The sequence below is a fragment of the Enterobacter cloacae complex sp. IR5422 genome (assembly GCF_049238165.1).
GTDB classification, from domain to species: Bacteria; Pseudomonadota; Gammaproteobacteria; order Enterobacterales; family Enterobacteriaceae; genus Enterobacter; species Enterobacter roggenkampii.
This window is the reverse complement of record NZ_JBMKHT010000004.1, coordinates 142949-155849: the sequence shown is the minus strand read 5'-3', so window position 1 is coordinate 155849 and position 12901 is coordinate 142949. Positions and strand designations below refer to the sequence as shown.

Sequence of the window (12901 nt, the reverse complement as noted above, 5' to 3'; positions counted from 1 at the left end):
GAAAATTGGAAAATTGAGCCACAGGACGTCGATAAAGGACGGTTTGGGGCGTCATATCGGGAGCTGCGGACCACTTAATCGCAACTTCCCTAAAACATATCTATGACATCAATTTGTCGTATTTACTGCTCGCGCAGCGTTTGATTAGTCAGGACAAGGCGTCCGCGATGTTTCGTCTGGGTATTAACGAAGAGATGGCAACCATGCTGGGCGGTTTAACCCTCCCGCAGATGGTTAAACTGGCTGAAACGAATCAACTGGTTTGCCAGTTCCGTTTCGATGATTCACAGACAATAACGCGTCTGACGCAGGAGTCCCGTGTAGACGATCTTCAACAGATCCATACCGGTATTCTTCTCTCTACTCGCTTGCTTAACGAAATCAGCCAGCCTGATGACGTAGCCCGTAAGAAAAGGGCCTAGCAATGAGCGAGAAAAGCATTGTTCAGGAAGCGCGTGACATACAGTTGGCCATGGAGCTGATTACGCTGGGTGCTCGTTTACAAATGCTGGAAAGCGAGACGCAGTTGAGCCGTGGTCGTCTCATCAAACTGTACAAAGAGTTACGTGGTAGTCCCCCGCCGAAAGGCATGCTGCCGTTTTCTACCGACTGGTTTATGACGTGGGAGCAGAATATTCACGCTTCCATGTTCTGTAATGCCTGGCAGTATCTTCTCAAAACCGGTTTGTGTAGCGGCGTTGACGCCGTGATCAAAGCCTACAAACTTTACCTTGAACAATGCCCACAGCAGGAAGAAGGTCCTCTGCTGGCGCTGACCCGCGCATGGACGCTGGTGCGTTTTGTTGAGAGCGGAATGCTTGAGCTGTCGCGCTGCAACTGCTGCAACGGCAATTTCATTACCCATGCTCACCAACCTGCAGGCAGCTTCGCCTGTAGTTTATGTCAGCCTCCTTCCCGAGCAGTAAAAAGACGTAAACTTTCCCGGGATGCTGCCGATATTATTCCACAACTGCTGGATGAACAGATCGAACAAGCTGTTTAACCCGAACGTGTGGGAAAGATTCCAGCAGCGGTAAGCGATTACCGCTGCTTTTTTTTACCCCGCGAACGGTCAACGCTGCGAGCTGGACGTCCTTGCCATAGTCACTAGCGGAAGGATGATGTCGTGCTTATCTTATTAGGTTACCTGGTAGTTCTCGGTACAGTTTTCGGCGGTTACATGATGACCGGCGGGCACCTTGGAGCACTCTATCAACCGGCTGAACTTATTATCATCGGCGGCGCAGGGGTAGGGGCTTTTATCGTTGGCAACAACGGTAAATCGATCAAGGGCACGCTGAAAGCAATTCCGTTGCTGTTCCGTCGCTCAAAATACACCAAAAGCATGTATATGGATCTGCTGGCACTGCTCTATCGCCTGATGGCGAAGTCGCGTCAGCAGGGCATGTTCTCGCTTGAGCGGGATATTGAAAACCCGAAAGAGAGCGAAATTTTTGCCAGCTATCCGCGCATTCTCGCTGATGCCATGATGCTGGATTTCATCGTCGACTATCTGCGACTGATCATCAGCGGCAACATGAATACCTTCGAAATCGAAGCGCTGATGGATGAAGAGATTGAAACCCATGAAAGCGAATCGGAAGTGCCGGCTAACAGCCTGGCGCTGGTCGGCGACTCGCTTCCGGCATTCGGTATCGTTGCTGCGGTCATGGGGGTGGTGCACGCCCTGGCCTCGGCAGACCGTCCGGCAGCCGAGCTCGGCGCGCTGATTGCCCATGCGATGGTGGGTACCTTCCTCGGTATTTTGCTGGCGTACGGCTTTATCTCTCCGCTGGCCAGCGTGCTGCGCCAGAAGAGCGCGGAAACCACAAAAATGATGCAGTGCGTGAAGATCACGCTGCTCTCTAACCTCAACGGTTATGCGCCACCGATCGCGGTTGAGTTTGGCCGTAAAACGCTTTACTCCAGCGAGCGTCCGTCGTTTATCGAGCTTGAAGAACACGTGCGTGCGGTGAAAAACCCAAACCAACAGACGACAACTGAGGACGCATGAAAAACCAGTCCCATCCGATCGTCATCGTAAAAAAACGCAAGCACAAGGGCGGTGGGCATGGCGCGCACGGCTCGTGGAAAATCGCGTACGCCGATTTTATGACCGCAATGATGGCGTTCTTTCTGGTGATGTGGCTGATCTCCATCTCCAGCCCAAAAGAACTGATCCAGATTGCCGAATATTTCCGCACGCCGCTGGCAACGGCGGTGGCCGGCGGGCCGCGTATCTCTAACAGCGAAAGCCCGATCCCGGGCGGCGGCGATGATTACACCCAGCAGAAGGGTGAGGTGAAAAAAGAGCCGAACATCGACGAGCTGAAACGAAAGATGGAACAGGCGCGCCTGAAAAAACTGCGTGGCGATCTCGATCAGCTGATTGAAGCGGATCCGAAGCTGCGCGCGCTGCGACCGCATCTGAAGATTGACCTGGTGCAGGAAGGGCTGCGTATCCAGATTATCGACAGCCAGAACCGCCCGATGTTTAAAACCGGGAGTGCGGAAGTCGAACCGTACATGCGCGATATTCTGCGTGCCATTGCACCGGTGCTGAACGGCATTCCTAACCGAATCAGCCTGTCAGGCCACACGGATGATTTCCCGTACGCCAGTGGGGAGAAGGGATACAGCAACTGGGAACTTTCTGCCGACCGTGCCAACGCCTCGCGCCGCGAGCTGGTGGCAGGTGGGCTTGATGATGGCAAGGTACTGCGCGTAGTCGGCATGGCCGCAACCATGCGCGTTTCCGACCGCGGGCCGGATGATGCCATCAACCGTCGTATCAGTCTTTTAGTGCTGAACCAGCAGGCAGAGCAGGCCATCCTGCATGAAAACGCCGAAAGTCAGAATGAGTCACTGGACGATTTAAAACAGCCTGGGGCCGTTCCTTCGGCTGCCGTTCCAACATCGCCACCAGCCAATCCGAGGTGATAGCGTGAGCATGGATATTAGCGATTTTTACCAGACATTCTTTGATGAAGCCGACGAATTGTTGGCCGATATGGAGCAACACTTGCTCGATTTGGTGCCCGAAGCACCGGATTCCGAGCAGCTCAATGCCATCTTCCGTGCGGCGCATTCCATTAAAGGCGGAGCCGGAACGTTTGGATTTACCATCCTGCAGGAAACGACCCATTTAATGGAAAACCTGCTTGATGAAGCACGACGCGGTGAGATGCAGCTCAATACCGACATTATCAACCTGTTTTTGGAAACCAAAGATATTATGCAGGAACAGCTCGACGCCTATAAAAGTTCGGCAGAGCCTGACGCCGCCAGCTTTGAATACATCTGCAATGCGCTGCGCCAGCTCGCGCTGGAAGCCAAAGGTGAGGTTGCCGCAGCCGTGGTTCCTGCCGCAAAACTGAGCGTTGTGGATACGGTTGCCGCGCAGGCGTCTGCCCCTGCCGACGCACCGGCGGGCAAACTGCGCGTGGTACTGTCTCGCCTGAAAGAGAATGAAGTTAACCTGCTGGAAGAAGAGCTGGGTAACCTGGCGAAATTAAGCAACGTGGTTAAAGGCAAAGACAGCCTGGCCGCGACGCTTGATGACGGTATTGGCCAGGACGATATCGTGGCGGTGCTGTGCTTTGTGATTGAAGCCGATCAAATCGCCTTCGAAACCGAAACGGTCGCGGTTGACGTTCCTGCGGCTGTGGAAGAGGCGGCTGTTGTCGCTCAGGCTGCCGCACCGGCTGTGGCGCCTGCGGCTCCGGCGCTCAAGGCGGTGCCAAAAGAGGCTGCTGCACCGGGCCGTGGTGAAAAACCTGCCGCGCGCTCCAGCGAGTCAACCAGCATCCGTGTCGCCGTTGAGAAGGTTGATCAGCTGATTAACCTGGTGGGCGAACTGGTGATCACCCAGTCGATGCTGGCGCAACGTTCAAACGAACTCGACCCGGTCACCCACGGGGATTTGATTACCAGCATGGGCCAGCTGCAGCGTAACGCCCGCGATCTGCAGGAATCGGTCATGTCCATCCGTATGATGCCGATGGAATATGTCTTCAGCCGCTTCCCGCGTCTGGTTCGCGATCTCGCCAGCAAGCTGAACAAGCAGATTGAACTGACCCTGATGGGCAGCTCAACCGAACTGGATAAGAGCCTGATCGAGCGCATCATTGACCCGTTAACGCACCTGGTGCGTAACAGCCTCGACCACGGTATCGAACTGCCGGAAAACCGCATTGCCGCCGGGAAATCCCCGGTCGGGAATCTGATCCTGTCTGCGGAACATCAGGGCGGAAACATCTGCATTGAAGTGACCGATGACGGCGCAGGCCTGAACCGCGAGCGCATCCTGGCAAAAGCGATTTCGCAGGGAATGGCGGTCAATGAAAACATGACCGACGAAGAAGTGGGCATGCTGATCTTCGCACCGGGCTTCTCTACCGCAGAGCAGGTGACCGACGTCTCCGGGCGCGGCGTGGGCATGGACGTGGTGAAACGTAACATCCAGGAGATGGGCGGCCACGTTGAGATCCAGTCCAAACAGGGTTCCGGCACGACCATTCGCATCCTGCTGCCGCTGACGCTGGCGATCCTTGACGGCATGTCAGTCAAAGTGGCGGACGAAGTCTTTATCCTCCCGCTGAACGCCGTGATGGAATCCCTCCAGCCGCGTGAGGAAGATCTGCATCCGCTGGCGGGCGGGGAGCGCGTGCTCGAGGTTCGCGGTGAGTACCTGCCGCTGGTGGAACTGTGGAAAGTGTTCGAAGTGGACGGGGCGAAGACAGAGGCTACGCAGGGTATCGTGGTGATCCTGCAAAGCGCGGGCCGCCGCTACGCATTGCTGGTCGATCAGCTGATCGGTCAGCACCAGGTGGTGGTGAAGAACCTCGAAAGCAACTACCGCAAAGTGCCGGGTATTTCTGCCGCCACCATTCTGGGTGATGGTAGCGTGGCGCTGATCGTCGACGTGTCGGCGCTTCAGGGATTAAATCGTGAACAACGTGTGGCGTACACAGCCGCCTGATTAAGTAGAAGGTAATAACATGACCGGTATGAGTAATGTAACGAAACTGGCGGGCGAGCCATCAGGACAGGAATTTCTGGTATTCACTTTAGGCGATGAAGAGTACGGCATCGATATCCTGAAAGTGCAGGAAATCCGTGGTTACGACCAGGTTACCCGCATCGCTAACACGCCTGCGTTTATTAAAGGTGTCACCAACCTGCGTGGCGTCATTGTGCCCATCGTGGATTTGCGCGTGAAGTTCAGCCAGGGCGACGTTGACTACAACGACAACACCGTGGTGATCGTCCTGAATCTGGGGCAGCGCGTGGTGGGGATCGTGGTGGATGGCGTGTCTGACGTGCTTTCCCTGACCTCTGATCAGATTCGTCCTGCGCCAGAGTTTGCGGTCACGCTGTCGACCGAATACCTGACCGGTCTGGGCGCGCTCGGCGAGCGTATGCTGATTCTGGTGAACATTGAGAAGCTGCTGAACAGCGATGAGATGGCGCTGCTGGATATCGCCGCGAGTCACGTAGCCTAAAACAAAGCCGGGTGGCGCTGACGCTTACCCGGCCTACGTGTTCGAGCCATTTGTAGGCCGGGTAAGGCGAAGCCGCCACCCGGCTTTTTTACATCCTGCTCCACCTGCTCAGCTTTCATGGCCACCCATACGTTAATGCTCGGGGCCGTCTTCACTGCAGGATATCGCCGCGAGTCACGTAGCCTAAAACAAAGCCGGGTGGCGCTGACGCTTACCCGGCCTACGTGTTCGAGCCATTTGTAGGCCGGGTAAGGCGAAGCCGCCACCCGGCTTTTTTACATCCTGCTCCATCTGCTCAGCTTCCGTGGCCACCCATACGTTAATGCTCGGGGGCCGTCTTCGCAGCTGGATATCGCGGCGAGTCACGTGGCATAAAAACAAAGCCGGGTGGCGCTGACGCTTACCCGGCCTACGTGTTCGAGTCATTTGTAGGCCGGGTAAGGCGAAGCCGCCACCCGGCTTTTTCATGCCATTACGCTTCCTGCTTTACCAGTTCAGCTTCAGCTTCCGCGTCCCGCGCGCCTTCATTCTGCGACAGCATGGCGGTCGCAATACCATTACCCAGAACGTTAATTGCGGAACGGCCCATATCCAGGAAGTGGTCGATCCCCATAAGCAGCAGAATACCGGCCACCGGAATGTTGAAGCTTGGGATCGTCGCGGCCAGCACCACCAGCGAGGAGCGCGGTACGCCCGCAATCCCTTTTGAGGCCAGCATCAGGGTCAGCATCAGCACCGTCACTTCAGAGAAGCTCAGGTGAATGTTGTAAGCCTGCGCGATAAACATTGAGGCGAAAGAGCAGTACACCATCGACCCCACCAGGTTGAAGGAGTAGCCAATCGGCAGCACGAAAGAGGCGATGTTGCGCGAGCAGCCAAAACGCTCCAGCTGCTCCAGCGTTTTAGGGTAGGCCGCTTCAGAACTGCTGGTGGTAAACGCCACCAGAACCGGATCTTTCAGCATGCTGACCAGGCGGAACACCTCTTTTTTCAGCACCATGTAACCCACGGCCAGCAGCACCATGCAGGTGAGAAGAATGGCAACATAGTAGCCGCCAATAAAGGAGGCATAGTTCAACAGAATGCCCAGGCCCTGCGTGGCGATGACGGAGGAGATTGCCGCGAAAATGGCCAGCGGCGCAACGTACATTACGTAGCCTGTGACCTTCAGCATAATATGAGAAACCACGTCCAGCGCGGCCACCAGCGGGGCGTTGAACTTCTGCCCCAGCGACGCGCCGCCAATGCCAAAGAACATTGAGAACACCACAATCTGCAGGATCTCATTGTTCGACATCGCCCCCGCGATGCTGGTCGGAATGGTGTGAGACAGGAACGCTTTCAGCGTCATCCCCCCAACGGCTAATCCGGTATCCACCGCCTCGGTCGGGACGGTCAGGTTCAGTCCGCTGCCCGGATGCTCCAGCGTGACGATAAACAGGCCGACCAGAATTGAGAGCACGGATGAGCTGATAAACCATACCATCGCTTTGCCGCCCACGCGGCCAATGGTGGAGGTTTCGCCCAGCTTCATAATGCCGACGGTGAGCGTACTGAAGACCAGCGGCGCAATGACCATTTTGATCAGTCGCAGGAAAATATCGGTCAGAAGGGTAATATTATCCGACCAGGCTTTGATGGCATCCACAGATGCATATTCATGAATTGCTGCCCCTGAAAGAATACCCGCCAGCATGAATATCACGATGAAGAGTGTGAGTTTGTTTGCACTTGCCACGAAAAAAGACCCTCTATGCGCTTCAGATGTAGCCCGCACCGATACATATAAATTTTTTATTGCGACGCGGGAAATTATTCGGCACATAAATTGACGCAAAGCGTAGGGGGATACAACTCCTTTTTAAGTTTTATTAATTTTGTTGTTATTGCCCTGACGATATATTGTGATCTGCATCACACTTTAATGGATATATTCTCTCCTGATAGCATGAAAATGCTGAAAAAAATAATTTAACTCTCTGTTATTTAAGGCAATAAGAAGTCAATAAGACAAAGTGCTTATGCGTTATGGGGCAGGTGGTCGAAGCGATATCCGTAAACTAAATTCTCAATAACCCCCCTCAGAGGAACATTAAGCGGGGCTAACATCTTGAACGACAAAAATAAAACGTGGCAAGGGAACGGAGACGTCTTCTGGAGGGTGGTAAATGAAAAGAAAACTCCTTTTGATCTGCGCAGGCACCTTACTGACTGCGACAACGGTCCATCAGGCGCTGGCCGTCACCAGTAGCGGCACCATCGGCGCGACGCTGACGCTCACGAACGGTTGTCTGATAAATGGATCGCCCACGCAAAACGGCATTAACTTCGGGACACTGGATTTCGGCACCCATCCCGCAACGTTTTCCACTCTGACCACGCAGCTCACCGGCGCCAGCGGCGGAAACACCTTCACTATTCAATGTACGACCGCCAGCTATACGGTGGCGATCACCGGCAACACCAACTCCACCGCACCCGGCACCGTTGTCGGCACCCCGGGAACCCCTGCGCGCTATCTGGTTAACACCGCCAACGCGGCACAGGGCGTGGCATACAGCCTGTACAGCGACAGCGGGTTTAACAGCGTGATTGCCAATAACACCGCGTTGCCGATCGCCTCTACGGCCGGAGGGGTGGACAGTTACACCCTCTACGGACGTATTACCGGCGGCGGTAACAGCGTGACGGTCGTCCCGGGCACCTACACCGACACGATTAACGTCAGCGTCACCTATTAGTCCTGCACCGCCATGAAGGCAACTCTTACTGGTCTGCGCATATGCGCAGAGGGACACGTGCAGCCTTTTTTCGCGCTGATCGTCGGATTGCTGATGGCGCCCGCGGCGGAGGCGGTGACATCACAGTCCTTTAAGGTCAGCGCGACGATTGTTCCGGGATGCGCGGTGGCCACCGGCAGCGGAGGGGTGCTCGGGACGCTGGATTTTGGCACCCATAACGGCGTCGAGAGCGCGCCGGTCAGCACCAGCTTTGTGCCAAACGGGGCGTTGTCTATCGCCTGCACGCCGGGCGTGGCGCTGAGCATGAGCATTAATGGCGGACAGAATTATTCAACCGTTCGCCGCATGAAGCGCTCGAACGGCGCCGACGTGGTGGGATACCGGCTTTACAGCAGCAGCTCGCTGGCAGCGAACAGCGAAATTGGCGTCAACCAGGCGATACCGGTGACCTATAGCAACAGCAATAACATCGCGCTGCCGCTTTTTGGCGTGGCGCTACTGACCGGATTTAGCCCGGCAGGAACGTATTCCGATCAGCTCACCGTGACCTTGTCATGGTAATAAAGGGAGAGTGTTGATGAAGCCAGTTTTCAGACCTGTTTGTCTGGCGGGCGCGTTGGGAATGGCTGTGGCAACCGGTCAGGCGCAGGCGGCAGCCACCATTCTGCTCTGGCCTATCGACCCGTGGCTTGCGGCAGACGCCAACGCCACGGAGTTGTGGATCCAGAACCAGGGAAACAGCGCCACCACGATGCAGGTGCGTATTGTGCGCTGGAAGCAGGAGGACGGACACGAACGCTACGCCGCGCAGCAGGATGTGGTCGCCAGCCCGCCCATCGTCACGATTGGCACAGGCAGCAAGCAGCTTATCCGTCTTATTAAGCAGGCCCCCGTTCCCGCAGGCGTCGAACAGGCCTACCGCATTATCGTGGATGAAATTCCTCAGCCTGATGCCAAAGCAGAACCCGCCATCGGCCTCAAGTTGCAGATGCGTTACTCCATTCCGCTGTTTGTGTATGGCCAGGGGATCCCGACAATAAAAGAGGGGGCGCATCACGCGCTGGTGGAGACCCGGAACCTGAGCTGGCGGGTGACGCGAGCGGATGGGCAGCCGGTACTGGAGGTTCGGAATCGGGGGGATGTCCATGTCAGGCTGAGCCAGGTGGCGCTGGAGCAGGGAGGGCAGAAACGCACGGTCGCGGAGGGATTGCTGGGTTACGTACTTCCCGGCAGCACCCGCAGCTGGCCGGTACCCGCGGGCGTTCGTCAGCCAGAGCGGATGAGCGCGCAGATTAATGCCAGGGACGCACAATGGCAGTCGACGCCCGTCAACTGAAGCCGGCGATGATGATACTGCTTTGCGTCAGTTCCGCGACCTGGGCTGAGCCCGGCGATGACAGCCTTCCGCCGCCGCCCCAGGCACAGGCGATACATGATGAAGCGGTCTTCCAGCTTGCCCTCGTGCTCAACCACTACGATACCGGTCTGGTCGTGCCCGTGACGCAGCGCAAAGGCGCTTTCTTTATCTCAAGCGCTGACCTGCTGCGCGCGGGGCTGCCCCCGGAACATGTTCCTGCCGGAGAGGTGAATCTCTCATCGCTTTCTCAGGTTCGGGTGGAGTACGACAGCGCCGGGCAGCGCCTGCTGCTGACCGTTCCCCGGGACTGGGTCGCATCCCGCGTGACGCCGTTCGGCGCGCAAACGGCGCAGGCCAAACCGCACTTCGGGCGCGGCGCGCTGCTCAATTACGATCTCTACACCAACCACACGGAGCATATCGGCGGACAGGCGTCCCTCTGGCATGAATTCCGCTATTTCAATGAGAACGGCTCGTTTTCCTCCACCGGCTATGCCCGGGAAAATTTCACCGGTAACGACGGTCAGCAGGAGGGGTATGTCCGCTATGACACGACCCTGCTGTTCACTAACGAGGATGACGCAATGAGCTGGAGCGTCGGGGACGTGATCAGCGATGCCCTGAGCTGGAGCTCCAGCGTGCGGATGGGAGGGATCAGCGTCGGGCGAGATTTCTCCCTGCGCCCTGACCTGGTGACGTGGCCGCTGCCCGAATTCGCGGGGGAAGCGGCGGTACCCACCTCGGTGGATCTCTTTATCAACGGCTATCGGTCCGGCTCAACCCAGCTTCAGCCGGGCCCCTTCACCCTGACCAATCTGCCCTATATCAACGGCGCCGGGGATGCGGTACTGGTCACGACGGATGCACTGGGGCGCCAGGTCAGCACCACGCTGCCGTTTTACGTCTCCAGCGACCTGCTCAAAAAAGGGCTGAGCGACGGCGCCGTGACGCTGGGCAGCCTGCGGCGTAATTACGGTATCAAGAATTTTGACTACGGCCCGGCGGCAGGCAGCGGTTCGTATCGCTACGGGGTGACGGACTGGCTGACGCTGGAGGGTCATGCCGAAGGGGCGCAGGAACTGGCGCTGGGCGGGGCTGGGACGGTGATTAAACTCGGCCAGTTTGGCGTGGTGAATACCTCTTACTCGCAAAGCCGCATGCGCGGGGAGGCGGGCGGGCAAATCAACTGGGGTTACCAGTACAGCACCAGCGAGTTCAGCGTGGCCACCCAGCACACGCGTCGGGACCGCGGCTTTGGCAATCTGGCCCTGTACGACCAGCCTACGGTGTATGACGAGAACGATAAACCCATCGCCAGCTTCAGCCGCAATACGGACCAGTATTCTCTGACCTTCAACCTGGGACAGTACGGCAACATCGGCGCAGCCTGGATTGGCGTGGAGAGTTTTGACAGTCAAAAAACCGAGCTGCTTAATCTCTCATGGAGCCGTAATTTGTGGGGCGCGAGCAGTATTTACCTCGCCGGGAGCCGGGACCAGCAGCGGGGAGACTGGACGGTCGCGCTGTCGCTGCAGGTGCCGCTGGGGGCACGCGACAGCGCCGCGTTCACCGTCGAAAACACCCCGGATGCGGGCAATACCCAGCGCATTAACTACAACCATTCCATGCCGTCTGACGGCGGCTTTAGCTGGAACATGGCCTGGGCCAACCAGTCAAAATCCAGTGACTATCAGCAGGGCACGCTGGGCTGGCGTAATAACAATATTGAACTGCAGGGCGGCGGCTACGGCGAAAGGGACATGATGACCTGGTGGGGCGAGGCGATGGGCGCGATTGTTCTGATGGACGGCGAGCTGTTCGCGGCGAATAAGATCAACGATGCGTTTGTGGTCATCAGTACCGACGGTCATCCGGACGTGCCCGTCAGCTATGAGAACCAGCCCGTTGGCAAAACGAATAACAACGGTTACCTGCTGGTCAGCGGGGTGTCGGCGTATTACCCGGCAAGCTACCGCATTGATACCCTGAACCTGCCGGCGGACACCCGGCTGAAAGAGACCGAGCGGCGAATTGCGATTCGGCGTCACAGCGGCTATCTGGTCGATTTCCCGATGGAGCAGGAGAGAGTGGCAAGCGTCATCCTCCACGATGCGCGCGGCCAGGCGCTGCCGGTGGGAAGCCAGGTCCGGCGTGCCTCGCGCAGCAATGCGGTGGTGGGGTATGACGGTATTGCCTGGCTGGAAAACCTTAGCGATGTGAATCCGCTGGAGGTGATCGCGCCTGACGGAAAACGCTGCAAGGTCACCCTGACCGTGGGAGCCAACCCGGAGCACAAGCTGCAAACCTACGGTCCGCTGGTGTGTCGGGAGGCGCCATGACGCGCCTGCTGCTGTTGATGCTGCTGCTGTTCTCCGGCGGCGGCTGGGCGGCGTGTACCGTCAGTACGGTCAATGCCTCATTTGGCAGCGTCACCTCCTTCGCGCTCAGCGGAACAGGCGAGGTGGAAACCACCGGCACGCTGGTGGTGTCCTGTGATGCCATACTGAATCTGCTGACCAACGACTCGGTGACGCTGACCTACACCGCGGCATCGGTTTCGGGCAGCAGCCGGGCCACCATGAAACGGACAGATGATGCGACCATCACGGACGTGATCCCCACCCGGCTGTGCGGACTCTCGGGCTGCGCGAGCAGCAGCGAGGTACAGATAAGTAAATCGTATACCTGGAGTGGGAATACCTTGCTGGGGCTGCTGGGGTCAAAGCAGTACAACATTCCGATCTATTTTCGCACCGTCGCCGGACAAAACGTCACTGCCGGGCCATATCAGGTTCAGTTAACCTTCAGCGTTAACTACAGCGTGTGCTCCGTGGGCGCGCTCGGCATTTGCACAATCAATCAGGCGGGCACCGCGACGACCACCATTCTACTGAACATGACTGTTACCAACGATTGCAGCGCCATGACCACGCCGGACGTCAACTTCAACAGCGCGCCGCTGGTACAAAGTTTCCCCACCGTCTCACAGGCGATTGCCGTCACCTGTACCAAAGGCAGTACGTATACCATCGGCATTAACAACGGTGCTAACGCGCTGAATAACGTGCGCCGGATGGTAAGCGGCAGTAACTACCTCAGTTATGACATCTATAAAGAAGCCACGGGTAACCGCTGGGGCGGCAGCGGCAGCGAACGCTGGACCAGCGCGACGTCGTCGCAGGTCAGTGCTGACGGTTTACTGCGTACCTACAACTACACCGCGAAAGTGCTAACTAATCAGGCCACGCCACCCGCCGGAACCTACACCGATACGCTGATTGTCGACGTGGCTTTCTAAC

General features: G+C 57.2%; 12 protein-coding genes. 11 read left to right on the top strand and 1 reads right to left on the bottom strand.

The genetic code is table 11. From position 1 onward, the window contains the following. The first annotated feature begins 77 nt into the window (after positions 1 to 77). The 6 genes from flhD to cheW all read left to right on the top strand — a co-directional run bounded on the left by flhD (position 78) and on the right by cheW (position 5504). Complete coding sequence (gene flhD, locus ACOTXT_RS03785) at positions 78 to 422, top strand: flagellar transcriptional regulator FlhD (protein WP_421625281.1); 345 nt, start codon at positions 78 to 80, stop codon at positions 420 to 422. Positions 423 to 424: 2 nt separating this feature from the next. Continuing rightward, entirely contained in the window at positions 425 to 1003 is a 579-nt protein-coding gene (flhC, locus tag ACOTXT_RS03780; protein ID WP_008500416.1) for a flagellar transcriptional regulator FlhC, read from the top strand. 123 nt (positions 1004 to 1126) lie between these two features. Next, positions 1127 to 2014, top strand: coding sequence for a flagellar motor stator protein MotA (motA, locus tag ACOTXT_RS03775; RefSeq protein ID WP_008500417.1), 888 nt, complete (start codon positions 1127 to 1129; stop codon positions 2012 to 2014). Further along, positions 2011 to 2940 (top strand): flagellar motor protein MotB, encoded by a 930-nt coding sequence (gene motB / locus ACOTXT_RS03770; protein ID WP_008500418.1) that lies wholly within the window; start codon positions 2011 to 2013, stop codon positions 2938 to 2940. Before motA ends, motB begins: the two co-directional genes overlap by 4 nt. A gap of 4 nt (positions 2941 to 2944) precedes the next feature. Next, a complete protein-coding gene (gene cheA, locus ACOTXT_RS03765) occupies positions 2945 to 4981 on the top strand; it encodes a chemotaxis protein CheA (protein WP_023293970.1) in 2037 nt (678 codons plus the stop codon). A gap of 19 nt (positions 4982 to 5000) precedes the next feature. Continuing rightward, positions 5001 to 5504, top strand: a complete 504-nt coding sequence (gene cheW / locus ACOTXT_RS03760) for a chemotaxis protein CheW (protein ID WP_008500420.1) — start codon at positions 5001 to 5003, stop codon at positions 5502 to 5504. Between the two features lie 472 nt (positions 5505 to 5976). Here cheW and ACOTXT_RS03755 read toward each other — a convergent pair whose 3' ends face one another. Continuing rightward, positions 5977 to 7242 (bottom strand): dicarboxylate/amino acid:cation symporter, encoded by a 1266-nt coding sequence (locus ACOTXT_RS03755; protein WP_333165537.1) that lies wholly within the window; start codon positions 7240 to 7242, stop codon positions 5977 to 5979. Between the two features lie 430 nt (positions 7243 to 7672). On the opposite strand from ACOTXT_RS03755, the gene ACOTXT_RS03750 reads away from it, so the two are divergent. The 5 genes from ACOTXT_RS03750 to ACOTXT_RS03730 are packed head-to-tail and all read left to right on the top strand — an operon-like array spanning position 7673 to position 12900. Then, complete coding sequence (locus ACOTXT_RS03750) at positions 7673 to 8245, top strand: Csu type fimbrial protein (protein ID WP_008500422.1); 573 nt, start codon at positions 7673 to 7675, stop codon at positions 8243 to 8245. A 12-nt stretch (positions 8246 to 8257) separates the two neighbouring features. Next, complete coding sequence (locus ACOTXT_RS03745; RefSeq protein ID WP_032635222.1) at positions 8258 to 8806, top strand: Csu type fimbrial protein; 549 nt, start codon at positions 8258 to 8260, stop codon at positions 8804 to 8806. 16 nt (positions 8807 to 8822) lie between these two features. Beyond that, a complete protein-coding gene (locus tag ACOTXT_RS03740; protein WP_021240454.1) occupies positions 8823 to 9581 on the top strand; it encodes a fimbrial biogenesis chaperone in 759 nt (252 codons plus the stop codon). Then, on the top strand, positions 9557 to 11941 hold the full coding sequence (locus ACOTXT_RS03735; RefSeq protein WP_045372557.1) for a fimbria/pilus outer membrane usher protein: 2385 nt from the start codon (positions 9557 to 9559) through the stop codon (positions 11939 to 11941). Before ACOTXT_RS03740 ends, ACOTXT_RS03735 begins: the two co-directional genes overlap by 25 nt. Continuing rightward, entirely contained in the window at positions 11938 to 12900 is a 963-nt protein-coding gene (locus tag ACOTXT_RS03730; protein WP_100121875.1) for a Csu type fimbrial protein, read from the top strand. The genes ACOTXT_RS03735 and ACOTXT_RS03730 overlap by 4 nt, the downstream gene beginning before the upstream one ends. Position 12901: the final 1 nt, after the last annotated feature.

What these genes read in the sequence shown, in the direction of transcription:
- flhC (WP_008500416.1), top strand. Translation starts at nt 425, where the DNA reads ATGAGCGAGAAAAGCATTGTTCAGGAAGCGCGTGACATACAGTTGGCC.
- motB (WP_008500418.1), top strand. Translation starts at nt 2,011, where the DNA reads ATGAAAAACCAGTCCCATCCGATCGTCATCGTAAAAAAACGCAAGCAC.
- cheW (WP_008500420.1), top strand. Translation starts at nt 5,001, where the DNA reads ATGACCGGTATGAGTAATGTAACGAAACTGGCGGGCGAGCCATCAGGA.
- ACOTXT_RS03750 (WP_008500422.1), top strand. Translation starts at nt 7,673, where the DNA reads ATGAAAAGAAAACTCCTTTTGATCTGCGCAGGCACCTTACTGACTGCG.
- ACOTXT_RS03745 (WP_032635222.1), top strand. Translation starts at nt 8,258, where the DNA reads ATGAAGGCAACTCTTACTGGTCTGCGCATATGCGCAGAGGGACACGTG.
- ACOTXT_RS03740 (WP_021240454.1), top strand. Translation starts at nt 8,823, where the DNA reads ATGAAGCCAGTTTTCAGACCTGTTTGTCTGGCGGGCGCGTTGGGAATG.
- ACOTXT_RS03735 (WP_045372557.1), top strand. Translation starts at nt 9,557, where the DNA reads ATGGCAGTCGACGCCCGTCAACTGAAGCCGGCGATGATGATACTGCTT.
- ACOTXT_RS03730 (WP_100121875.1), top strand. Translation starts at nt 11,938, where the DNA reads ATGACGCGCCTGCTGCTGTTGATGCTGCTGCTGTTCTCCGGCGGCGGC.